18 protein-coding genes, 1 tRNA gene and 2 pseudogenes are annotated in these 23,541 nt (G+C 70.5%); 17 read left to right on the top strand and 4 right to left on the bottom strand.

The annotated features are described in order from the left end of the window. The 5 genes and pseudogenes from H7965_RS20975 to H7965_RS20955 form a co-directional block, all read left to right on the top strand. Window positions 1-572 (top strand): annotated as a pseudogene (locus H7965_RS20975) (integrase core domain-containing protein); the annotation flags it as partial. Between the two features lie 269 nt (window positions 573-841). Further along, a complete protein-coding gene (gene rpe, locus H7965_RS20970) occupies window positions 842-1,507 on the top strand; it encodes a ribulose-phosphate 3-epimerase (RefSeq protein WP_186772535.1) in 666 nt (221 codons plus the stop codon). Beyond that, the gene (locus H7965_RS20965; protein WP_186772534.1) at window positions 1,507-3,165 is read left to right on the top strand and encodes a heparinase II/III family protein; all 1,659 of its coding nucleotides are present in this window, start codon (window positions 1,507-1,509) and stop codon (window positions 3,163-3,165) included. The genes rpe and H7965_RS20965 overlap by 1 nt, the downstream gene beginning before the upstream one ends. A 137-nt stretch (window positions 3,166-3,302) precedes the next feature. Then, window positions 3,303-4,223, top strand: a complete 921-nt coding sequence (locus H7965_RS20960) for a class I SAM-dependent methyltransferase (RefSeq protein ID WP_222440728.1) — start codon at window positions 3,303-3,305, stop codon at window positions 4,221-4,223. A gap of 76 nt (window positions 4,224-4,299) precedes the next feature. Beyond that, window positions 4,300-5,409, top strand: coding sequence for a glycosyltransferase family 4 protein (locus H7965_RS20955; protein ID WP_186772533.1), 1,110 nt, complete (start codon window positions 4,300-4,302; stop codon window positions 5,407-5,409). Window positions 5,410-5,500: 91 nt separating this feature from the next. Here H7965_RS20955 and H7965_RS20950 read toward each other — a convergent pair whose 3' ends face one another. Continuing rightward, entirely contained in the window at window positions 5,501-6,667 is a 1,167-nt protein-coding gene (locus H7965_RS20950) for a hypothetical protein (RefSeq protein WP_186772532.1), read from the bottom strand. 11 nt (window positions 6,668-6,678) lie between these two features. Between H7965_RS20950 and H7965_RS20945 the strand changes: the two genes are divergently transcribed. From H7965_RS20945 to H7965_RS20915, 7 genes are all read left to right on the top strand, one after another. Beyond that, complete coding sequence (locus tag H7965_RS20945) at window positions 6,679-7,278, top strand: Bug family tripartite tricarboxylate transporter substrate binding protein (protein ID WP_261394325.1); 600 nt, start codon at window positions 6,679-6,681, stop codon at window positions 7,276-7,278. Window positions 7,279-7,382: 104 nt separating this feature from the next. Beyond that, complete coding sequence (purH, locus tag H7965_RS20940; protein ID WP_186772530.1) at window positions 7,383-8,960, top strand: bifunctional phosphoribosylaminoimidazolecarboxamide formyltransferase/IMP cyclohydrolase; 1,578 nt, start codon at window positions 7,383-7,385, stop codon at window positions 8,958-8,960. Window positions 8,961-9,050: 90 nt separating this feature from the next. After that, window positions 9,051-9,656 carry a carbonic anhydrase gene (locus H7965_RS20935; RefSeq protein ID WP_186772529.1) on the top strand — a complete coding sequence of 202 codons (606 nt, stop codon included), beginning with the start codon at window positions 9,051-9,053 and terminating at the stop codon, window positions 9,654-9,656. Between the two features lie 60 nt (window positions 9,657-9,716). Continuing rightward, window positions 9,717-10,733, top strand: a complete 1,017-nt coding sequence (locus H7965_RS20930; RefSeq protein ID WP_186772528.1) for a DNA recombination protein RmuC — start codon at window positions 9,717-9,719, stop codon at window positions 10,731-10,733. Continuing rightward, complete coding sequence (locus tag H7965_RS20925) at window positions 10,730-11,977, top strand: NupC/NupG family nucleoside CNT transporter (protein ID WP_186772527.1); 1,248 nt, start codon at window positions 10,730-10,732, stop codon at window positions 11,975-11,977. The genes H7965_RS20930 and H7965_RS20925 overlap by 4 nt, the downstream gene beginning before the upstream one ends. An 11-nt stretch (window positions 11,978-11,988) precedes the next feature. Beyond that, complete coding sequence (locus H7965_RS20920; protein ID WP_186772526.1) at window positions 11,989-12,747, top strand: DUF4336 domain-containing protein; 759 nt, start codon at window positions 11,989-11,991, stop codon at window positions 12,745-12,747. A gap of 287 nt (window positions 12,748-13,034) precedes the next feature. After that, complete coding sequence (locus H7965_RS20915) at window positions 13,035-15,146, top strand: PAS domain-containing sensor histidine kinase (RefSeq protein WP_186772525.1); 2,112 nt, start codon at window positions 13,035-13,037, stop codon at window positions 15,144-15,146. A 556-nt stretch (window positions 15,147-15,702) separates the two neighbouring features. Here the strand turns inward: H7965_RS20915 and H7965_RS20910 are convergent. Together H7965_RS20910 and H7965_RS20905 are read right to left on the bottom strand one after the other, a co-directional pair. Further along, complete coding sequence (locus tag H7965_RS20910; protein ID WP_229682723.1) at window positions 15,703-16,023, bottom strand: hypothetical protein; 321 nt, start codon at window positions 16,021-16,023, stop codon at window positions 15,703-15,705. 330 nt (window positions 16,024-16,353) lie between these two features. Next, window positions 16,354-16,560, bottom strand: a complete 207-nt coding sequence (locus H7965_RS20905; protein ID WP_186772523.1) for a hypothetical protein — start codon at window positions 16,558-16,560, stop codon at window positions 16,354-16,356. Window positions 16,561-16,798: 238 nt separating this feature from the next. On the opposite strand from H7965_RS20905, the pseudogene H7965_RS32030 reads away from it, so the two are divergent. Continuing rightward, a pseudogene (locus tag H7965_RS32030) lies at window positions 16,799-17,176 on the top strand (GAF domain-containing protein); the annotation flags it as partial. 370 nt (window positions 17,177-17,546) lie between these two features. Here the strand turns inward: H7965_RS32030 and H7965_RS20895 are convergent. Then, window positions 17,547-17,623: transfer RNA gene (locus H7965_RS20895), tRNA-Arg, on the bottom strand. 333 nt (window positions 17,624-17,956) lie between these two features. On the opposite strand from H7965_RS20895, the gene fusA reads away from it, so the two are divergent. From fusA to H7965_RS20875, 4 genes are all read left to right on the top strand, one after another. Next, window positions 17,957-20,038 (top strand): elongation factor G, encoded by a 2,082-nt coding sequence (fusA, locus tag H7965_RS20890; RefSeq protein ID WP_186772521.1) that lies wholly within the window; start codon window positions 17,957-17,959, stop codon window positions 20,036-20,038. 144 nt (window positions 20,039-20,182) lie between these two features. Next, window positions 20,183-21,619 (top strand): bifunctional D-glycero-beta-D-manno-heptose-7-phosphate kinase/D-glycero-beta-D-manno-heptose 1-phosphate adenylyltransferase HldE, encoded by a 1,437-nt coding sequence (gene hldE / locus H7965_RS20885; protein WP_186772520.1) that lies wholly within the window; start codon window positions 20,183-20,185, stop codon window positions 21,617-21,619. A 107-nt stretch (window positions 21,620-21,726) separates the two neighbouring features. Then, window positions 21,727-22,587: a phytanoyl-CoA dioxygenase family protein gene (locus tag H7965_RS20880; RefSeq protein ID WP_186772519.1), complete on the top strand. Its 861-nt coding sequence runs from the start codon at window positions 21,727-21,729 to the stop codon at window positions 22,585-22,587. 49 nt (window positions 22,588-22,636) lie between these two features. Beyond that, window positions 22,637-23,539, top strand: coding sequence for a TauD/TfdA dioxygenase family protein (locus H7965_RS20875; RefSeq protein WP_186772518.1), 903 nt, complete (start codon window positions 22,637-22,639; stop codon window positions 23,537-23,539). Window positions 23,540-23,541 lie beyond the last annotated feature (2 nt).

Genomic DNA, 23,541 nt, shown 5'->3' with positions numbered 1-23,541 from the left:
CCTTCAAGCCCTATCCCATCGGCTACTTCCACATCGACATCGCCGAGGTCAGCACCGAGGCAGGCAAGCTCCGTCTTCTCGTGGCCATCGACCGCACCAGCAAGTTCGCCTTCGTCCGCCTGGTCGGAAGCGCCGGCAAAATGGAGGCGGCTCAGTTCCTGCGCGACCTGATTGAGGCCGTCCCCTACCGCATCCATACCGTGCTGACCGACAACGGCGTGCAGTTCACCCCACGCAAGCAGGACATCTGGGACAGCGACCCCATCTTCGACCGCGTCTGCGACGAACACGGCATCGAGCATCGGCTGACGAAGGTGAACCACCCCTGGACCAACGGCCAGGTCGAGCGGATGAACCGCACCATCAAGGATGCCACCGTCAAACGCTATCACTACGACAGCCACGAGCAGCTCCGGCGGCACCTCGATGACTTCGTCGCAGCCTACAACTTCGGTCGCCGGCTCAAGCGACTACGCGGCCTCACACCATACGAATTCATCTGCAAGGCATGGACGGCGGAGCCGCAACGCTTCACAGCAAACCCGCACCACCAAATGCCGGGACCAAACACTTTAGACTCCTCAAAACTCACCAAGAGTGGACTGGCCCTTTGGCAGGGTGAGCGCGAGAGGGGCAGAGCCCATCTCAAACGGGCCATGGGCATTCCCAGGCAGCCCGCTAGCTCAGCAGCGGCCGATCCTTTCCATAGGGCGTGGCAAGGGCGTGGCACCGCCTTCGGCTGAACCATTCGCGAGCCGTTGCCCGGCAACGCCTGTCCCGGCCGGAACGGCGGCGTGGCCCGCCTTGCCCCGCCGCTCCCCACGCCGCTAGAAGCTTCGGGATGCCCCGTCGCCCAGTTCGGATCGCACCCTCCCTGCTCGCCGCCGATTTCGCCCGGCTGGGCGAGGAAACTCGCGCCGTCGCCGCGGCGGGGGCGGACTGGCTGCATCTCGACATCATGGATGGGCATTTCGTGCCCAACATCAGCTTCGGCCCGGTGGTGGTGAAGGCGTTGCGGCCACACGCCGGCATCCCCTTCGACGTGCATCTGATGATCGCCCCGGCCGACCCCTACATCGAGGCTTTCGCCGCCGCCGGCGCCGATCTCATCAGCGTCCATCCGGAAGCCGGGCCGCATCTGCACCGCACGCTGCAAAGCATTCGCGGCCTCGGCAAGCAGGCCGGCGTGGTGCTGAACCCGGGCACGCCGGTCGCCGCGGTGGAGAACGTGCTGGACCTGCTCGACCTGGTGCTGGTGATGTCGGTGAACCCGGGCTTCGGCGGCCAGGCCTTCCTCGCCTCCCAACTCGGCAAGATCGCCGCGCTGCGGCGGATGATCGACGCCTCCGGCCGCGACATCGCCCTGCAGGTGGATGGCGGCATCACCCCGGCGACCGCGCCCGCCTGCATCGACGCTGGCGCCGATGTGCTGGTCGCCGGCACCGCGGTCTTCGCCCAGCCCGACTATGCCGCGGCTATCGCCGCGATCCGCGGGAATCCCGCCTGATGCGCGACCTGCTGCGTGGCACCCGCCGCTTCCTCTCGGGCCTCAAGCCGATGAAGGTGCCGGACGCCCCGGCGCGGGCCTTCCGCGACCTCTGGCCAGGCGATGCCGCCCGCGGCGCCCGGCTGATGCGTGGCGAATTCGAGATCCATGGCACCACCCGGCAGCTCGACCCCGGCGCCGAGGGCGCGACCGAGGGCTGGGACGCCGACTCTGGCCCGACCGCCTGGCGGATCGCGGCGCATGGCTTCGCCTGGATGCGCGATCTGCGGGCGCTCGGCACCGACGCCGCGCGGATGCGGGCGCGCGACCTGGCCGAGGATTGGCTGACCCGTGGCGCCAACGAGGACCTCGCCCAGGCGACGGAGGTGGCGGCGGCGCGGGTTTCCGCCTGGCTTGGCCATTGGGATTTCTTCGCCGCCACCGCCGAGGACGGCTTCCGCCGCCGGCTGCTGGTCCGGCTGGCGCAGGATGCCCGTGGCGTGGTCTCCGGCTTGCCCGCCGAGGCAATGCATCGCGGCGCGCTGGTGACGCTGAAGGGCGCCATCGCCGCCGCCGTGGCGCTGGAGGAGGATGCCTGGATGCAGCGCGCCCTGCGCTTCCTCCCGGGCGAGCTGGAACGCCAATTCCACCCCGATGGCGGGCATGTCGAACGCTCGCCGATGCAGTTGCTGCTGGCACTGCAGGACCTGATCGAGATCCGCAACCTGCTGCATGGCGCCGGCATCAACCCGCCGGCGCTGCTGGCAACGGTGCTGGAGCGCGCCGGCCAGGCGCTGCGGCTGTTCCGCCATGGCGACGGCGGCCTCGCGCATTTCAACGGCACGCGGGAGGAAGGGGCGGGCCTCGTCGACCTGGTGCTGACCCAGGGCCAGGCCCGCGGCCGCGCCCCGCTGCTGCTGGAGGAGACCGGCTTCCACCGGCTGCAGGCCGGCCGCACCGTGGTGATCGCCGATGCCGGGGCGCCGCCGCCGGCCCGTGTTCGCGACGCCGCCTCCGGCCTGCCGCGCGCCGCGGACCGCTTCGCCCATGCCGGGACCCTGGCCTTCGAGATGTCGGTCGGGCGCGACCGGCTGGTGGTGAATTGCGGCGCCGCCCCCGCCGCCGAGGCGGAATGGCGCGACGCGCTGCGCGCCAGCGCCGCCCATTCCACCCTGGTGCTGGCCGACACCAACAGCAGTGAGCTGAAGGAGGACGGCCTCGGCCGCCGCCCCGAACGGGTGGAGGCCGACCGGCACGAGGCCAATGGCGCGCAATGGCTGGAGGCCAGCCATGATGGCTGGCGCAAGCCCTTTGGCGCCATCCACCGCCGCCGCCTCTACCTCGCCGAGACCGGCGACGACCTGCGCGGCGAGGACATGCTGGAGGTGGCCGAGGGCCAGGCCACCCTGCCGGGCTTCGTCCTGCGCTTCCACCTGCACCCGGCGGTGGTCGCCAGCCTGCAGCAGGATGACAGCGCGGTATTGCTGCGGCTGCCCTCCGGCCAGGGCTGGCGGCTCCGCGCCAAGGGGGCCCGGGTGACGCTGGAGGACAGCGTCTACATCGGCACCGAGCCGCGCAAGACCAGCCAGATCGTGCTGCAGGCGGAGCCGCGCGAGGACACCATCCAATGGGCCATCTCCCGCGTCGGCGCGGCGGGCGAGGGGCCGGCCCCACCCTAGGCTTCCCTCTCTGAGCGTCGCCTGCTGCGGCAGGATCGGGTGCGCCGGCACCGTCCCTGCGGACCATTGCACGCCGGTGAGAAGCCGTTCCGAAAAAGCATTGAGAGCCGGCCGATTCGTGGTAACGTCATCGTGATATGCTTGAAGCCGACACCAAGGCACCTGTTGCCGAACCCATGGCCAAGGCCAGCCCCGGCGTGGATCGGCTGCTCGGCGGCAGCCTCGGCTGGCTGCTGCGCGTGCCGGACCGGCGCGGCACCCACAGCGCCTGGTGGGGCCATGTGCCCTTCGCCGCATGGCTGATCGGCGCCGCGCGCCCGGCCACCCTGGTGGAACTCGGCACCCATGCCGGGGTGTCCTACGCCGCCTTCTGCCAAGCGGTGCTGGCCGAGGGGCTGGAGACCCGCTGCCATGCGGTCGACACCTGGCAGGGCGACGCCCATGCCGGCCACTACGAGAACACGGTGTGGGAGGAGTTCTCCCGCTTCCATGCCGCCCGCTACGCCGGCTTCTCCACCCTGCATCGCTGCCGGTTCGACGAGGCCCTGGCCGATTTCGCGGATGGCACGGTGGACCTCCTGCATATCGACGGCTTCCACAGCTACGAGGCGGTGCGCCACGACTTCGAGACCTGGCTCCCCAAGCTCTCGCCCCGCGCCGTGGTGCTGCTGCACGACATCGCCGAACGGCAGGAGGGCTTCGGCGTCTGGCGGTTCTGGGCGGAGGTCTCGGCCCGCTACCCGTCCTTCGCCTTCGATCATTCCCATGGCCTCGGCATCCTCGCCGTAGGGGCCGAGGCGCCGGCGGCGGTCCGGCAGCTCTGCGACCTGTCAGATCCGGCAGATGCCGCCCTGGTCCGGCAGATGTTCGCCACCGTCGGCGGCGGCTGGCGGGCGGAGCCGGAAATCGCCCGCCTGGCGGCCATCGAGCGCAGCCTGACCTGGCAGGCGGCGCGGCGCATCCACGCCGGGCTGCACGCGGTGCCCGGTCTGTTGCCTCTGTTGCGCGCAACGGCATCGCGGCTGCGCATGCGCAAGGTGCGCCGGGCGGCCGCCTGAGGGCTGAACTGGCGTCCTTCTTGATCTCCGGCGCCAGCGCCGCCCGTCCTCACGCGCAGGGGGATGCCCGGGCCGCATGAAGATCGCCGAAATCACCAATGTCGATTTCTCGCTGCGCCACTTCCTGCTGCCGCTGATGCGCGGCGCCCGCGCGCGCGGGCATGAGGTGGTGGGGCTCTGCGCCGAGGGGCCGCTGCTCGACCTGCCGCGGGCCGAGGGGTTCCGGGTGATCCCGGTGCCGATGGCGCGCAGCCTGAACCCGGTGGCGCAGGCGCAATGCCTCGCCGCGTTGCGCCGCATCTTCGTGGCAGAGCGCTTCGACCTGGTGCATGCCCATATGCCGATCAGCGGGCTGCTGGCCCGTGCCGCCGCCCGGGCTGCCGGCGTGCCGCGCATCGCCTATACCTGCCACGGCTTCCTGTTCAACCAGCCGGGCCCGTGGTGGCGGCGCAACCTGGCGCTGGGGCTGGAATACGCCGCCGGGCGGATCACCGACACCTACCTCACGGTCAGTGAGGAGGAGGCGGCCGATGCCCGCCGCCTCGGCATCCACCGCGGCGCGACGGCGGTGCTGAACGGCCGCGACCCGTCGGTGTTCCACCCCGACCCGGCGGCGCGCGCCGCATTGCGCGCCGAACTGGGTGTCGCGGAGCGGGATTGCGTGGTGGTCGTCGTCTCCCGCCTGGTGCGGCACAAGGGCTACCCGGAGCTGCTGCGGGCGATGGAGGCGGCGCCGGCGGCAAGCCTCTGGGTGGTCGGCGAACGCCTCGCCTCCGACCATGGCGAGGATCTGGAGCCGCATTTCGCCCGCGCCGCCGCGGTGCTGGGCCGCCGCTTCCGCCGGCTCGGCTACCGGCACGATGTGGCACGGGTGCTGGCGGCGGCGGATGTCTTCGCGCTGCCCTCGCATTTCGAGGGGCTGCCGATGTCGGTCATCGAAGGCATGCTCTGCGGCCTGCCGGTGGTCGCCACCGACATCCGCGGCCCGCGCGAGATGGTGGTGGAGGGCGAGACCGGGCTGCTGGTGCCGCCTATGACGGTGGCGCCGCTGGCCGCCGCGCTGCAGCGCCTTGCCACCGACGCGGCGCTGCGGGCCCGCATGGGCGAGGCGGGCAGGGCACGGGCGCTGGAGCGTTTTGACGAGGCGAAGGTGGTGGGGCGAACCCTGGACCTGCTCGGCCTGTAGCGGTGTCCGAGCGACGGCCACCCCTCTCCTGGCAAGCATGGGCTTGACCCGTGCATCCGATTCCTGCCTCGGAACAATCGATCGCGATGGGTCATGCTCGGTCATAACGGGCGGAGGCTCCGAAACGCCACGCCGCGCGGATCGCAGCCAGGAACCTGTCCACCTGTCCGCACGGTGAGCTCCAGCGTGCCGCCGGCGATGCGGGTGACCGCCCGGTCGGCGCCCCCAGCGGCCGCACCACCCGGCGCAGCAGCACGGTGACTGCGGCGCCGGCCAGGCCGAGCAGCCCCAGGATCAGCGCCAGCATCCCGGCGAGGAGCCAGCGGCCGGAAGCGAGCCTTGCCTCGCCGGTCAGCAGCGCCGCCTCGAGCGCGGCATCGCGCAGCGCCACCACCCCGGCGAGGGCGGGCAGGTTCCATTGCCGGAAGCTGGCCGCCGGCTCCGGCCAATCCAGCCCCTCCGCGGCGATGCGCGTCCCGGCTACCTCCACCAGCCGGCGCCAGCGCGGCTCGGCCGCTTCGGCGAAGTCGCGTCGCTGGACCTCCAGCGCCTGGTGCAGCGCCGGCGAGTCCAGGGTGGGCACCAGCCGCTGCAGCTCCTGCCAGCTCTGCTCCACGCGGCCGTTGAGCACCATCGCGCCGAGATGCGTCGCCGGCGTCACCGGCTGGCCGCCGAGCCAGGAGGAGATCAGCAGGCTGCGCCGGCCAAGGCTGTCGCGCAGCGCCACGGCATGGCTGGCGATCTCGACCAGCGCGGCGAGCTGCGGCGCATCCGCGCCCAGGCCGCGACCCGCCTCCCGCGTCAATTGTCCGAGGCGGTCGCCGAAGCCGCTGCGGGCGGCGGTGATGTCGCGGACCAGCGTGGGGTCGCGCCGGGCTGGCGGTTGGGCCGCCGCGGCCTCGACCCGGCGGAGCAGGGCGACCGCGGTGCGGCTCGCCTCCTCCGGCAGGTTTGCGCGGAAGCCGGCGGCGCTGGCGGCGGCGGTGCCTTCGGCCAGCAGCGCGGTGGCGGCCAGACCGGAGCGGCGGGTGCCCTCCAGATCCGGGGCGGGGGCCTGGGCGGCGGCGAGGAGCTGGCCGATCTGGGCGGAGAAGGCGGTCTGCGCCCGCTGCAGCGCGGCGACGGCGCGGGTGGCGAGGATGGCGCGTTCCGCCTGGCGCGCCGTGCCCCAGGCCTCTGTCGCGCGCCAGGCGGTGACGCCGAGACCGGGCAGCGCCGCGGCGAGGAATCCGAGCAGGAAGACCATTCTGATATGCATGGGCGTTTTGCCTGAAGGGGAGGCGCCCAGGATGGCGGGGACTTCGTTTCCATTGCGCTAAGAGCGGCGCGCATGGCGGATTACGTCGCCGCGGCGGAGGCGGTCAGCCTCGGCTCCCCGGCGTTGGCTCGCTTGGCCATCTGACCGGGGTGCTGTTCGACATGCGAACCGGGGCGCAGCTGCTGCACATCCGGTTCCGCGGCGCGGCGGAGGCGCAGCAGGCGGCGCTGTCGGGCAATACGGATGGGCTGTGGGACACGGTCGGGCCAATGTCGGGGGTACTCCGCGCCGGTGGGCCGCGCGGCCTCGGCCTGTCCGCGGCGACGCGGGGCGGCGCGGTGCCCTCGGTGATCGAGGCGGGCTTCCCCGGGCTGGTGGCGACCAATTGCTTCCTGCTCATCGCCTCGGCCGGGCTCGACCCCGCGATCGCGGCCAAGCTGCGTGCCGCGGTGCGGGTGGCGCTGGGCGAGGTGGCGGCAAGGGCGCGGCCGGAGGCCTCGGGCGTCATTCCGCTCGGCGTACCGATGCCGGCGGAGATCGCCGCTTTCGTGGCCCGGGAGGGCGAGCGCTGGGGCAATGAGGTGCGGACGGCCGGGATCAGGCCGGGGTAACCCGAACCGCCATCAGACCCGGTCGGGGTCATGCCGGTCGCCGGCAAAGGTTGCCCCGGGGCCGCCTGGGGGGGTATGCCGCCGCCCTCTGCGGAGTACCCCTCATGACCGATCTCGTCCCCATCCGCCGCGCGCTGCTTTCCGTCTCCGACAAGACCGGGCTGGTGGAGTTCGGGCGGTTCCTGGCAGCCCAGGGCGCCGAGATCCTCTCCACCGGCGGCACCGCCCGTGCGCTGCGCGATGCCGGGGTGCCGGTGAAGGATGTCTCGGACCATACCGGCTTCCCGGAAATCCTCGACGGTCGGGTGAAGACGCTGGTGCCGCAGGTGCATGGCGGGCTGCTCGGCCGCCGCGATCTGGAGGAGCACCAGGCGCAGATGGCGCAGCATGGCATCGCGCCGATCGATCTGGTGGCGGTGAACCTCTATCCCTTCGAGGCGACCGTCGCCAAAGGTGCCGGCTTCGAGGACTGCATCGAGAATATCGACATCGGCGGCCCGGCGATGATCCGCAGCGCCGCCAAGAACCACGCCCATGTGGTGGTGCTGACCGAGCCGGCGGATTTTGCCACGGTGCAGGAGGAAGTTGCGACGAAGGGCGGCACCACCCTGGCGACGCGGAAGCGCCTGGCGGCGGCGGCCTATGCGCGGACCGCGGCCTATGACGCCGCGATCAGTGGCTGGTTCGCCGGCCAGCTCGGCGAGAGCTTCCCGCCGCGCCTCGCCTTCGCGGGCACGCTGCGGCAGACCCTGCGCTATGGCGAGAACCCGCATCAGCAGGCGGGCTTCTACCTGGATGGCTCGGCCCGCCCCGGCATCGCCACGGCGCGGCAGGTGCAGGGCAAGGAGCTATCCTACAACAACCTGAACGACACCGACGCCGCCTATGAATGCGTCGCCGAATTCGACCGCCCAGCCATCGTCATCGTCAAGCACGCCAACCCCTGCGGCGTCGCCGTGGCCGGCGACCTGGCCAGCGCCTGGGATGCGGCGCTGCGCTGCGACCCGGTCTCGGCCTTCGGCGGCATCGTCGCCGCAAACCGTCCGCTGGATGCGGCGGCGGCGGAGAAGATCGCCGCGATCTTCACCGAGGTGGTCATCGCCCCCGACGCCGATGCGGCGGCCCAGGCGGTCTTCGCGAAGAAGAAGAACCTGCGGCTGCTGCTGACCGGCGGGCTGCCGGATGCGGCGGCGCCGGGGATGGTCTTCAAATCCGTCGCCGGCGGTTTCCTGGCGCAGTCGCGCGATGCCGGTCAGGTGACGGCGGAGACGCTGAAGGTGGTGACCCAGCGGGCCCCGACCGAGGCCGAGCTGGCCGACCTGCTCTTCGCCTTCCGCATCTGCAAGCATGTGAAGTCCAACGCCATCGTCTATGCCAAGGGGCTGGCGACGGTCGGCATCGGCGCGGGGCAGATGAACCGGGTGGAGAGCAGCCGCATCGCCGCCTGGAAGTCCGAGGCGGCGGCCAAGGCGGCCGGGCTGGCGGAGCCGCTGGCCCGCGGCAGCGTCGTCGCCTCCGACGCCTTCTTCCCCTTCGCCGATGGGCTGGAGACGGCGGCGGCGGCCGGCGCCACGGCGGTGATCCAGCCCGGCGGCAGCATCCGCGACGCCGAGGTGATCGCCGCCGCCGACAAGGCCGGGCTGGCGATGGTCTTCACCGGCATGCGGCATTTTCGGCATTGATGAGTGCCCTCAGGTGCCGGGCACGCGCCTCCGCGCGCTTGGCTCGCCGCACTGGCGGCGGCCGTAAGGCAAGAGCAGGGGAGTAATGCGATGGACGCGCTGATCGATGGTTACCGCCGCTTCCGCGCCGAAACCTGGCCGCAGCAGCGTGCCCGGTTCGAGGCGCTGGCGGCCGAGGGCCAAAGCCCGCAGACCATGGTGATCGCCTGCTCCGACAGCCGGGTCGATCCGCAGATGATCTTCTCGGCCGCGCCGGGCGAGCTCTTCGTGGTGAGGAACGTCGCCAATCTGGTGCCGCCCTACATGCCGGATGCTGCCTTCCATGGCACCAGCGCGGCGCTGGAATTCGCCGTGCGGGTGCTGCGGGTGCGCCAGGTGGTGGTGCTCGGCCATGCGCAATGCGGCGGCGTGCGGGCGCTGCTGGAAGGGGCACCGCCGGAAGCGAGGGATTTCGTCGCCGGCTGGATGAGCATCGCCGAGCGGGCGCGGGAGCGGGTGCTGCGCTGCGACCCGGCGGAGCGCCAGGAAGCCTGCGAGCATGAGACGGTGCGCATCACCCTGGCCAATCTGCTGACCTTCCCCTGGGTGGCGGAGGCGGTGGCGGAGGGGCGGCTGACCCTGCATGGCGGGCATTTCGGCGTGGCGACGGGGCGGCTGCTGCGGCTCGGCCCGGATGGGGAGTTCGTCCCGGCCTGAGGCTGGCGGTGCCGTGCTGCCGCGTGGGACACTCGGCGCCGCGACTCGGGGGGAGATTGCGTGCCGGATTGGCTGCTGCCGCTGCTGGTGCCGATGGCGGCCGCGCTTGCCGGTGCGCTTCTGATGCTCGCCTTCCGCCCGCGCGGTGGCGGCGGTGGCGACGCCGTGCTGCTGCTGGCCGAGCGGATGGAGGCGCTGTCGCAGCGGCTGGACACCGCCGTCGCGGCGCAGAGCGAGCGGATGCACCGCGCCCTGGCCGAAAGTGCCGACCGCACCCAGGACAGCGCCAGGCGCATCCATGAACGCCTGGCCGTCATCGACGCGGCGCGGGCCAACCTCGAATCCCTCAGTGGCCGAGTGACGACCCTGGCCTCCATCCTCGGCAACAAGCAGGCGCGCGGCGCCTTCGGCGAGGTGCAGCTGCGCGACATGCTGGCCGACCGGCTGCCCACCGAGGGCTGGGCCTGGCAGCACACGCTGGCGAACGGTACCCGCTGCGACGCGCTGATCCGGCTGCCCTTCCCGCCGGGGCCGATCGCCATCGACAGCAAATTCCCGCTGGAGGCCTGGCAGGCGCTGCGGCTGGCGATGGATGATACCGCCCGCACCGCGGCGCTGCGCCGGCTCGCCACCGACATCCGCCGGCATGTGGACGATGTGGCGACGAAGTACATCTGCCCCGGCGAGACCGCCGAGGGGGCGCTGATCTTCCTGCCCTCCGAGGCGCTGCACGCCGACCTCCACGCCCAGCATGGCGCGTTGATCGCGGAAGCCGCGCGGCGCGGGGTCTATCTCGTCTCTCCCGGCACGCTCTGGGCGGTGCTCGGCGCCATGCGGGCGCTGATGCGCGACGTGCGGCTGAAGGCGGAGGCGCAGGCGCTGCGCCTCGGGGTGGCGCGGCTGGCGGAGGAGGTGGGGCGGCTGGACCGGCGGGTGGCGAACCTCCGGCGACACCATGCGGAGTCGCAGGCCGACATGGACCAGATCGCCATCACCACGCAGAAGATCCTGGCTGCCGCGGCGCGGATCGAGGCGGTGGAGATGGACCCGCCCGGCACGGCCCGCGCCGCCGAATGAGCGCGCTGCAACTCCAGGCCCTGGCCGGCCTCCCGCTGCTCTGCCTGCTCGCTTGGCTCTGCGGCGGCTGCCGCCGGGGCGTCCGCCCGCGGGTGGTGGTGGCCGGGCTGCTCGGCCAGCTGCTGGTCGCCGCGCTGCTGCTGCATGTCCCGGTGCTGCGCGCCGGCTTCGCCGCGGTGGGGGATGGTGTGGAGGCGCTGGCGCGGGCGACGCGGGCCGGCACGTCGCTGGTCTTCGGCTACCTCGGCGGCGCGCCCTTGCCCTTCACCGAAACCGCGGCCGGCGCCAGCTTCATCCTGTTCTTCCAGGCGTTGCCGCTGGTGCTGGTGGTCGGCGCGCTTTCCGCCGTGCTGTACCACTGGCGTATCCTGCCGCTGGTGGTGGATGGGCTGGCGCGTGGGCTCAGGCGGCTGTTCGGCCTGTCCGGCGCCTGCAACCTCTCGGTCGCCGCCAATGTCTTCGTGGGCATGGTGGAGGCGCCGCTGCTGATCCGCCCCTGGCTCGGCCGGCTGACGCGGGCGGAACTCTTCGTCACCATGGTCGCCGGCCTCGCCACCATCAGCGGCAACATGCTGGTGGTCTATGCGACGATGATCGCACCGGTGGTGCCGGATGCCGCGGGGCAGTTGCTGACCGCCAGCCTGATCTCGGCGCCTGGCGCCATCCTCGCCGCGCTGCTGATGCTGCCGGAACGCGAGACGCCGGTCACGGTGGCGGCCGAGGGAGCCGCGCCGCGCCTGCACGACAGCACCATGGACGCCATCGTCACCGGCACCGCGGATGGGCTGCAATTGCTGCTCGGCATCATGGCCTCGCTGATTGTCTTCGTGGCGCTGGTGGCGCTGCTGAACGGTATGCTGGAGCCGCTGACCGGGCTGACCCTGCAACGGATCGGCGCCTGGGTGTTCTGGCCGCTGGCCTTCGCCATGGGCATCCCGGCGGAGGATTGCGCGACGGTTGCCCGGCTGCTTGGGGTGAAGGTGGTGGTGAACGAGTTCGTGAGCTACCTGGAACTGGCCGGCAGCGGCGGGGCCGGGCTGGCGGAACGCTCTCGCATCATCCTGGCCTTTGCGCTCTGCGGCTTCACCAATTTCGGTTCGGTCGGGATCATGATGACCGGCATGGCGGCGATGTGCCCGGAGCGGCGGGCGGAGATCGTGCGGCTCGGCCTGCCGAGCCTTGTTGCTGCCAGCATTGCGTGTTGCATGGCGGGTGCAACGGTGGGCGTGCTGACCTCCCCCTGAGGGAGGTGTCGATGCCACAGGACGGAACCTACCCGCCGCTCGATGTGCCCAAGCCCGTTGCCGAGGGCGTCTGGGTGGTGGACAGCGGGCCGCAGCATATCCTCGGCCAGCCCCTGCCGGTGCGGATGACGGTGCTGCGGCTGGCGGATGGCGGGCTCTGGCTGCACTCGCCGACCCGGTATTCAGGGCCGCTGGCCCAGGCGCTACGGGCCCTCGGCCCGGTGCGGCACCTGGTCTCGCCCGGGACGGCGCATTGGGTGCATCTGCCGGGCTGGCAGCAGGCCATGCCCGAGGCCCGGCTCTGGGCTCCGGCCGAGGTGGTGGCGCGGGCCGCGGGGCAGGGGGTGACGCTGCACCCGCATGGCACGCTGGACGCGGCGCCGCCATCGGACTGGGCGGGCCAGATCGCGCATGAGGTGCTGCGCGGCCGCGGCTTCGTCGAATTTGCCTTCCACCACGCCGCCAGCCGGACGCTTGTGCTGACCGATACGGTGCAGGCGATGGAGCCGGCGCGGCTGCCCCTCGTCACCGGCTGGCTGGTGCGGCTGCTGGGCGCGGCCGGTCCGGCCGGCGGGACGCCGCGGCATGTGCGGCTGCTGATGCGCCGCCATGCCGCAGCCAACTGCGAAGCGGTGCAGCGGCTGCTGGCGCTGGCGCCGGAACGGGTGATCTTCGCCCATGGGGCGTTCTTCGCCGAGGATGGCGCGGCCCGGCTGCGCCGGGCCTGGGGCTGGATGCTGAAGTCCCTCCCGGATCAAGCGGGCATCTGATGAACCCTGACTCCGCTCCGACGCGCACGAGGGGCTGCTCTCCGTCAGATCGGAACACAGGGAACCACGACGTCCCCGACACCGCCCTACACAGGAGAGGTAGCAGTTCGCCGGCGGGTATAAGTGGGACGGATACTGGCCTAGCGGGAACGCTCGCCCACCGCGCCTGTTGGGATTGCCAACGATCCCCTTATCGCGGCGCGCCCATGCCCAGAAGAGAGCACGAGACAAGTCGGCATGCTGCTGGCGGAAGGCGGCGGGAGCGATTGGCTGGTCGCGCCCGCATTGTGGAACTCGAGGCGGAGGTCGCCACACTACGCAAGGCACTCGCCCGCACCGGCCTCTTGGCCGACGGCGGCGGCGCCTGCCGGGCTGGCGAACTCGGAGAGGAGTGGGCTCGTGGCGCGGCTGAGATGAAGCCGGCGCATGAGATGGCATCTGAGGAGGCGCGGCTTGGACAAAAGACGGCGGCGGACAACGAGAGGCTGCCGCAGGACATTGCTGCTCAGGCCGGGAGCTGCACCGCCCTATTGAGGCGCGAGGAGCAGTCGGGCGTCATCCTCGACAGCGCGGCCGACTACGCAATCTTCACCACGGACCTCGACCGGCGGGTCATGTCATGGAACGCGGGCGCGGAGCGGCTGCTGGGCTGGACCGCGGAGGAGATGGTCGGCCGAACCGCCGACATCATCTTCATCCCGGAGGACCGGGCTAGAGGCGAACCGGAACGAGCGGCGGGCGGTGCGCTGGCCGAGGGTCGCGCCGAGGATGAGCGTTGGTGCCAGCGCAAGGACGGCTCCCGGTTCTGGGGAAGTGGGCTGGTGCTGCTCCTGCGGGAGAGGGCGGCCGATCCGGGCGCACCGCCGCTTGGCTTCCTCAAGGTCATTCGGAACCAGACGGAACGCAGGCGGGCGGAGGAGGCGCTGCGCGAGAGCGAGGCCCGTTGGCGGCGCATATTCGAGCACATGCACGAGGGCTTCGCCCTCTGCGAGATGGTCTGGAGCGCAGACGGGACGCCGATCGACTTGCGCTTTCTTGACGTCAATCCTGCCTGGGAGCGGCTGACCGGCATCCCAGCAGCGGCGACCCTGGGCCATCTCGCCACCAAAATATTCTCCGGCATCGAGGACATCTGGATCAGCACCTACGCGCGGGTGGTCGAGACCGGGGAGCCCGCCCATTTCGTGCGCTATCTCGGCCCGGTGGCTCGTTGGTTCGAGGTGCTGGCATATCGGACTGAGCCGGGGCGGTTTGCCGCCCTGTTCCTGAACGTGACGGAGCGGAGGGCCGCCGAGGTTCGGCGCGATGCCCTGGTTGAACTCGGCGACCGGCTGCGTGACCTCCGGGACTCTGCCGAGATCGCGGGCACCGCTGCCGAGGTCATCGGCCGGGCGCTCGGCGTTGCGCGGGCGGGCTATGGTACGGTCAACGCCTCGCGGAAGATTTTCCGCGTCGAGCGGGATTGGGCGGACGGCCAGGTGGCGAGCAGCGCTGGCGATTGGCGCCTCGGCGACTTCTGGACCGGCTTTGCCGAAGAACTCGGGCGCGGCGAGGTTGTCGCGGTCGACGATGTGGCCCAGGACCCCCGGACAGAGGGTAGCTCCGATAGCTACCTCGCCAGAGGCGTGCAGTCATTCCTCAAAGTTCCCGTGGTTGCCGAGGGCCGGGTCGCGGCCATCCTCTACCTCCAGGATACGGTCCCGCGGCGTTGGTCGGCTGAGGAGATTGTCTTTGTCCGCGGGGCTGCTGAGCGTGCCTGGGCTTTGGCCGAGAGGGCGCGCGCCGAGGAGCGGGGGCGGCTGCTCCTGAATGAGTTGAATCATCGCGTGAAGAATACCCTTGCCGTGGTGCAGTCCATTGCCCTCCAGACGGCACGTGGTGCGGCAGACCTGCCTTCCTTCTCGGGAGCCTTCCAGGCGCGGCTGATCGCACTGGCCCGCGCCCACGACCTGCTGATGCGTGAGCACTGGGAGGGCGCCGTGCTCAACGCGGTGATCCGGGCGGCCTTGGACCCGTTTGCCCTGGACGCCGCCCAGGTGGACCTATCCGGCTGCGCATCAGATGTGGCTCTGCCGCCTGCTGCGGCCTTGGCCCTCGCCATGGCCATGCACGAACTCGCCACGAACGCCCGCAAGCATGGCGCCTTCTCGGTCCCGGAGGGACGCGTCTCCATCCTCTGCCATGGCGTCGATCATGGCGACGGCGCGTTGGTTGTGGAGTGGACCGAGCGGGGCGGACCTCGGGTAGACGGGCCACCGGCGCGGCGAGGCTTCGGGCTCCGGCTGTTGGAACGCGGGTTGGCAACGAAAACAGGAGTCGGCGCGGATATCCGGTTCGAGCCGGAAGGCGTGCGCTGCACGCTGCGCCTGGCGCCACTACCGGTCGATTCCCAGACATAGGGCTTGGCACAGTAGTGACCGGCATCGAGTGAAAGGCCGTCGCCGTCCGCCAGCCGGCGATGAGTGAAGCCGCGGCCAATCGCGGTGCTCTCTTGCGCCAGCAGCACACAATGCTCAGGCTGTGTTGCCCTGCTCCAGGCCATCCACACCGGGAAGACACTGGCGCGTACCATCCGCCTGACGTTGACGGTTAGGCGGTGGTTGCAATGGCTGTAGGAGCCACAATTCGCCCGAGTGGTAGGGTGACCTCGCAGAGGAGGCCTGTCCGCACCCAGCGCCGTACCACCGAGCCACCAAGCTGCCCACGCACCGCGGCTTTGGTAACACGCAAGCCGAACTCCTAACCTCCGCTACGGCCTACCTCAGACACGCGCGCGGCATGGTGTACTCCGGTATTTCTGGGCGGCCGGCAGCATCCCGCCGGGTCAGGCGAGGAACGCGGCCGGATTGCGCTCCGTTCGAGCGGATTCGCTCGCCCTCAACGGTCAGGCGCCGTCGTCGGGCAATATCGGCCGCGACAGCAGGCGCCCAGGTGCATCGCATGGCCAGCCGCCGTCTAGCTGACTATCTTCGGTTGCAGCCGGACCCGGTGCCGTTCGCCCACCGCCGTCCAGCCGCGCTCCCGGATCACATCGTTGCTCTCCACCGGCTTGCGGCCCGGCCCGAGCGACCACGTGATGTGGTAGGTGGAGCCGTCCGGCCGCCGCGTGCTGTTGCCGATCTCGACGACGAGCGCCTGCACGCCTGCGCCGTCATTGGCCATGCCCACGACGAAGCCCTCCGTCTCGGTCGGGAGCGGGAAGTCCTGCGGGACCCTGGACCTTAGTGTGACGTGATGGGCCACCACCTCCGGGTAGGTTGGCGGGAACACCGCCATGAGCCGGTCCCGGTCCTCCGGGTGCAACAGCCAACCCGCGACGTGCCCAGCCATCTCTCGCCCCTTGCCGGTACCCAAGCACCTCAACGCGGGCGGGACACGTGACCGGCGGCCGCGGCTGGGCTCAACCGCCGCTGCTCGTCCCCGAACTGCGGCATGCGTCGCCGGCCAGCGGTTGGCGCCTCTGGCAATTTTCCCGAGGCTGCCCTCGTTGTGCTCAGCGTCGTGGCCGGTGCGGCGTTGCTGGTCACCGCCGGGGTGGCCCCGCAACCGCTTTGAGCGGCATCCCGACCTCCGCCTCGTCTACGCAGCCCGGCGCGCCCCTGATCGTCAGGCCGGGCCGCCCTTGTTCTTGCCCGCCTTGTCGCGCTCCATTTGGCTTTGGCCCTGGGTGCCACTCTGCTGGTGGTGCACATCCGTCCCACCGCCCTGGTGCCCGGCTTCGTCGTCACGCCGCCCACCCATGGGCTGGCCGGGGCTCGGTTGCTGGCCGCGTTTCTGTTGGCCCTGTTGGTTCTGGCCTTGGTTGTGCGCCATGTCTTGGCCTCCTGCCCCGCCGAACATTCAGCGGGGTGGTTGCTGAACGCTGGGCGATTTCGAAAGATCGGCACGTTCGTGCGCAGATCTCATCGCCGGAACCCAAGCCGCGCGGGTGATACTCCGCCAAGCGGCCGATGCGTCAGGAGCCATCCGGGAAGCAAGCCGCAGGCCCGGCGCTCTACGGCGGTCTCCCTGCCGCGCAGGCGCTTCCTACTGAGCCGCAGCCGCCCGGCATCGAATGCCGCTTCGCCTCCCGCGCCCTGCAAAGCGGGCAGCCGGTGGCGATCGACGATTTCCGCACCATCCCGAGTGCGGGCTGCATCCGGTGCTCGTAGGGCACGGGATCGTCTCACTCCTGAGCATCCAGATCCGGCTCGATGGGAATATCTGGGGCATGTTGGAGGTCGACAGCGGACAGCCCGGCCAATTCGACGACCTTGACGCGGAATTCCTGGAAGCCCTGGCGGCGCGTTGCAGCGCCGGGAGGCCGTCACCCGGGCCGACGCCCGCCGCCGTCGCCTACAAAGATTTTGGCGAAAGCTGGCCATTATCGCCGAGCATAATGATCTACGATTTCAGAGGGTCAGGGTGGCCCTCCCTGGGAGGGTTCTGACAAAGATCTGGCTGGAACATTGGAACCAGTGCGGTGCCATCTCGCCGCTCCCCAAGGGACCGGGAGTCGACCGGGCAATGGTCCTGAGATCGGCGGCAAAGCCGAGGCAGGCATCGGGGACGATCCCTAACCATCCCGGACGACCAGGGATGATCATCCTGAAAACCCAGCCCGAGGCATCGGCCAGGATGCTGAGCCCGCTTCCAGCGCCGATTCACCATCGTCAGGGATGACCAAGGACGATCCGGAGACGGTCTGGGAGGGTCTCAGCAGGCCTTCGAAAGGCCAAATCCCGCTGACTCTTTGCTGACTCGTCCCGGAAGATCAGCCCCGGACCGGGTGCAGTGGCCAGCTAACGCCTTGAAAAAATTGGCGGACCCGATACGATTCGAACGTACGACCTTTGCCTTCGGAGGGCAACGCTCTATCCAGCTGAGCTACGGGTCCGTGCCGGGGTGTTCCTAGCCGAACCTGCGGCACCTGGGAAGGGCCGGACTGCAGTAAGGCGCCGATCATGCCCCCATGGCACCCGAGGCCGGCCGTGGCGCCAAGTCCGCCCGGCTGGGCCCGCCATCCGCCGCCCCGTGGCTGTTGCATCGGCGGCAGATGCAACGAGCGGCAGCCCACCTGATACGGCGCGATATCCACGAAACCTGCTTGCAAATCACCGCCGGAGGGGGCATCTCCCCGGCCGACACCATACCGACCAGTCAGACCCTTCGGCGGGCGGCACGGGGAGACCCCCGTTGTCGTGCCCGCCTTCGCCTATGGAGGCCCCTCGTGGCGCACACCCCGCTCGATCGCATCCGCAACATCGGCATCACGGCGCATATCGACGCCGGGAAGACCACCACGACCGAGCGGATCCTCTACTACACCGGCAAGTCCCACCGGATCGGTGAGGTGCACGACGGCAACACCACCACCGACTACATGGCGCAGGAGCGCGAGCGGGGGATCACCATCACCTCCGCCGCCGTCACCGCGGTGTGGAAGGATTACCGGATCAACGTCATCGACACGCCCGGCCACATCGATTTCAACATCGAGGTGAACCGCAGCCTGCGCGTGCTCGACGGCGCCATCTTCATTATCGAGGGCGTGGCCGGCGTGCAGCCGCAGTCCGAGACGAACTGGCGCCTGGCGGACCGCTACAACGTCCCGCGCATCATCTTCATCAACAAGCTGGACCGGACTGGCGCCGATTTCTACCGCGCCGCCGCGACCCTGACCGAGAAGCTCGGCATCAACTGGGTCACGCTGCAGCTGCCGATCGGCATCGAGGACACCTTCAAGGGCCTGGTCGACCTGGTCGAGATGAAGGCGATCATCTGGGAAGGCGACGACCTCGGCGCCTCCTACCATGAGGAGCCGATCCCGACCGATCTGGTCGAGAAGGCGAATGAATACCGCGCCAAGCTGCTGGACACCGTCGTCGGCGTCGACGAGGCGGCGATGGAGGAGTATTTCGACAAGGGCGACGTCTCGGTCGAGACCCTGAAGAGGTGCATCAAGAAGGGCACCATCTCCGGCGAGTTCCGCCCGGTGCTCTGTGGCACCGCCTTCAAGAACAAGGGCGTGCAGCCCCTGCTCGACGCGGTGATCGACTACCTGCCGAGCCCGATCGACATCCCCGGCATCAAGGTCGCGCCGGAGGAGGGCCAGGACGAGACCGCCGAGCGGGCGATGATCCCGGCCGATCCGAACGCGCCCTTCGCCGGCCTCGCCTTCAAGATCATCAACGACAAGTACGGCAACCTGACCTTCGTCCGTGTCTACCGCGGCACGCTGCGCCAGGGCGACATGGTCATGAACACGACCAAGGACAGCCGTGAGCGCATCGGCCGCATGTTCCAGATGCATGCCGACAAGCGCGAGGAGATCAAGGAGGTCTCCGCCGGCGACATCGCCGCCTTCGTCGGGCTGAAGGACACAGGCACCGGCGACACCCTGGCCGCGCAGGATGATCCGGTGGTGCTGGAGCGCATGGCCTTCCCGGTTCCGGTCATCGACATCAGCGTCGAGCCGAAGACCAAGGAAGGCATCGAGAAGATGACGCTCGGCCTGCAGAAGCTGGCCGGCGAGGATCCCTCGCTGCGCCTGAAGACCGACCAGGAGACCGGCCAGACCATCCTGTCCGGCATGGGCGAGCTGCACCTTGAGATCATCATCGACCGGCTGAAGCGGGAATACGGCGTCGACGCCAACATCGGCGCGCCGCAGGTGGCCTATCGTGAGACGATCACCAAGAGCCACACCGAGACCTACACCCACAAGAAGCAGTCGGGCGGCTCGGGCCAGTACGCCGAGGTGAAGATCACCTTCGAGCCGAAGGAGCGGAACACCGGGATCGAGTTCGTCAACGCCGTGGTCGGCGGCTCGGTGCCGAAGGAGTACATCCCGGCGGTCGACAAGGGCATCAAGGTGCAGGCCGATACCGGCGTGCTGGCCGGCTTCCCGACGGTGGACTTCAAGTTCAGCCTGGTGGACGGCAAGTACCACGACGTCGACTCGTCGGCCCTGGCCTTCGAGATTGCTGCCAAGGCCTGCTTCCGCGAAGGCATGAAGAAGGCCGGCCCGGTGATCCTGGAGCCGATCATGGATGTCGAGGTGACCACCCCGCAGGACCATGTCGGCGACGTGGTCGGCGACCTCAACCGCCGGCGCGGCGTGATCCAGAGCCAGGATATGGCCGGTACCTCGGTCATCGTCCGGGCGCATGTCCCGCTGAAGGAGATGTTCGGCTACATCTCCAACCTGCGTGGCATGACCAAGGGGCGCGCCAGCTTCTCCATGCAGTTCCACCACTACGATCCGGTGCCGCGCAACGTCGCGGAGGAGATCATGAAGAACTCCGCCTGATCCTGCGGAGCGGGCGGCCCGATGGCCGGAGCGCCGCATGGCGCGAAGGCCTGAACCGGCCCGCCTTCCAAGGTCGCAGCGGCGCGGCGGGGCAACCCGCCGCGCCGTTTGCCTTTCCGGGCCACGCAGCGCTATTCCGCGGTCATGCTCGATTTCTCCGGCCTTCGCATCCTCGTCCTTGGCGATGTGATGCTCGACCGCTTCCTGTACGGGGAGGTCGAGCGCATCTCGCCGGAAGCGCCGGTGCCGGTGTTGCGGCAGCGCCGCAGCCGCGCCATGCCGGGCGGCGCCGGCAACGTCGCCCGCAACATCTCCGCCCTTGGCGGTCAGGCGGTGCTGGTCGGGCTGGTCGGGCGGGATGCCGCCGCCGCGGAATGCCGCGCCCTGCTGGCCGGGGACGCCGGCATCACCGATGCGCTGGTCGAAAGCCCCACCCGTCCCACCGTCTGCAAGATGCGGGTCATCGCCGGCACCCAGCAGGTGGTGCGGATCGACGATGAGGTCACCGGCCCGGCCGATGCCGCGGAGGCCGCCGCGCTGATCGCCGCCGTCGCCGCCGCTGTGCCCAACTGCCGGGCGCTGATTCTCTCCGACTACGCCAAGGGGGTGCTGGCCCGGCCAGTGGTCGCCGCCGCCATCGCCGCCGCCACGGCGGCCGGCATTCCGGTGCTGGCCGATCCGAAGAGCGATGATTTCTCGCTCTACCGTGGCGCCGGCTGCCTGACCCCCAATGCCCGCGAACTGGGCCGTGCCGCCCGCCTGCCGGTCGGCACCGAGGCCGAGGTGGTGGCCGCGGCGCGACGCGCCATGGCGGAGGCCGGCCTGCCGGCCCTGCTCTGCACCCGGGCCGAGAAGGGCATGGTCCTGGTCCGGGCCGAGGGCACCGCCACCAGCGTGCCGGCCGAGGCGCGGGAGGTCTTCGACGTCTCCGGCGCCGGCGATACCGTCATCGCCACGCTGGCCCTGGCCCATGCCGCCGGGCGGCCGCTGGAGGAGGCGATGCGCATCGCCAATGCCGCCGCCGGGATCGTCGTCGGCAAGCTCGGCACCGCCACCGTCTCGGCCGATGAGCTGGAGCATGCGTTGCGCGCCGAGGCCGGCTCCACCCCGGGGGAGGAGGCGCTGCTGGACCATGTCCAGGCGCAGCGGCTGGTTGCCGAGTGGAAGGCGCATGGGCTGCGGGTCGGCTTCACCAACGGCTGCTTCGACATCCTCCATGCCGGCCATGTCGCCCTGCTGCGGGCGGCGCGGAAGCGCTGCGACCGGCTGGTGGTGGCGCTCAACACCGATGCCAGCGTGGCGCGACTGAAGGGGCCGGCGCGGCCGGTGAACGGGCTGGCCGACCGGGCCGCGGTGGTCTCGGCGCTGGCCGCGGTGGATGCGGTGGTCGGCTTCGGCGAGGATACGCCGCTGGCGCTGATCCGGCTGCTGCTGCCGGATGTGCTGGTGAAGGGCGCCGATTACACGGTGGAGCAGGTGGTCGGCGCCGATGTCGTGCAGCAGGCCGGTGGCGAGGTCGCCCTGATCGATCTGGTGCCGGGGCGGTCGACCACGGCGACCATAAGGAAGTTGCGGCAGTAACGCGGCCGCCAGGCCCACGGCCCCCTCCCATCCGCCCCCGCCGGTCGCCGCGGCGTTTGACAGCGGCCGCCGCCGCATGCTGGCCTGCGGCGGAAGCGAGGGCAGGGATGACCGGGTCACTCACCGCGGCCGCGACGGCCGCCTATCACCGCGACGGCTACCACTTCCCGATCCGCGCCTTCACCGCCCCGGAAGCGGCAGCGCTGCTCATCCGGCTGCGGGAGACGGAGGCGGCGCTCGGCGGGCGGCTCGAAGGGCGGATGAACCAGAAGCCGCATCTGCTCTTTCCCTGGCTGCATGCGCTGGTGACCCACCCCGCCGTGCTGGATGCGGTCGAGAGCGTGATCGGCCCGGACATCCTCTGCTGGGGCAGCCAGTTCTTCAGCAAGCCGGCCGGCGACCCGGCCTATGTCTCCTGGCATCAGGACGGCACCTATTGGGGGCTGTCGGCGCCGGAGGTGGTCACCGCCTGGATCGCCTTCACCCCCTCGGTGCCGGAGAGCGGCAACATGCGCGTGGTGCCCGGCACCCATCGCGCCCCGGTCCCGCATACCGACACCTATGCGGAGGCCAACCTGCTGTCGCGCGGGCAGGAGGTGGCGGTCGCGGTCGATCCCGCCGCCGCCGTCGACATCACCCTGCAACCCGGCGAGATGAGCCTGCACCATGTGCTGATCGTGCATGGCTCGGAGCCCAACCGGGCGGCCTGGCCGCGCATCGGCTTCGCCATCCGCTATGTGCCGACGCATCTCCGCCAGCGTTCCGGCGAGCGCGACAGCGCCCTGCTGGTCCGCGGCACCGACCGGTACGGGAATTTTGCGGCGGAGCAGCCGCCGGAAGCGCCGATGCATCCGGATGCGGTGGCGCGGCATGCCGCGATCCTCGATCGGCAACTGGCCATCCTCTACCGGGGCGCCGCCCAGCCCGGCAAGCTCGGGGCGACGATCGCACCGGCCGGGGGGCGTTGACGTCCTGCTCCGCGGTGCCAGGATCGCGGCAAAGCAGGAGGATATCGCCATGCCGACCATCGAACCCACCGGCCAGGTGCTTGGCGCCACCGTACACGGCCTGGATCTGTCGCAGCCCCTGAGCGATGCCGACTTCGCCAGCCTGCTGCGCGCGCTCGGCGAGCATGGCGTGCTGCGCATTCCGGGCCAGCGGATCGAGGCGCGGCATCTGCGCGACTTCTCGCTGCGCTTCGGCCCGATCCAGACCGGCATGGCCGACCGCTTCCGCGATGCCGCGGTGCCGGAGGTCGGCATTCTCTCCAACATCGTCGAGGACGGCAGGCCGATCGGCCTGGCCGACGCCGGGCAGGACTGGCACACCGACATGTCCTACACCGCGACCAAGGGCTTCGTGAACGTGCTCTACGCGGTGAAGGTGCCGATGCGCGACGGCAAGCCGCTTGGCGACACGCTCTTCGCCAATATGCATGCCGCCTACGAAGGGCTGCCGGTGGAGGTGAAGCAGCGGCTTGCCGGCATGACCGCGACGCATGACTTCAACATCTTCTGGGAGCGCATGCGCACCCGCCCGGGCAGCGCCCGCGCCCCGCTGACGCCGGAGCAGCGCGCCAAGCGGCCGCCGGCGGTGCACCCGGTGTTCATGACCCACCCGATCACCGGCCGCACCGTCCTCTACTGCAACCCCGGCTACGCCGAGCGGATCAATGAGCTGGACGAGGCGGAAAGCGCCCGGATGCTCGACTTCCTCTTCGCCCACCAGCTGCAGGAGAAATACCTCCACGCGCATCACTGGACCGAAGGCGACGTGCTGATCTGGGACCATATCGGCACGCTGCACAACGCCATCCCCGACTACCGGCCGGATGAGCCCCGCATGATGCTGCGCTGCCAGGTGATGGCGCAGCAGGTGTTCGACCCCGGCTTCCAGCAGCGCTGGCTGAAGGCGGCCTGAGC

The sequence above is a fragment of the Siccirubricoccus deserti genome (genome assembly GCF_014283215.1).
GTDB classification, from domain to species: Bacteria; Pseudomonadota; Alphaproteobacteria; order Acetobacterales; family Acetobacteraceae; genus Siccirubricoccus; species Siccirubricoccus deserti.
The sequence above is the reverse complement of the archived record's forward strand: the minus strand, read 5'-3'. Positions and strand labels throughout refer to the sequence as shown.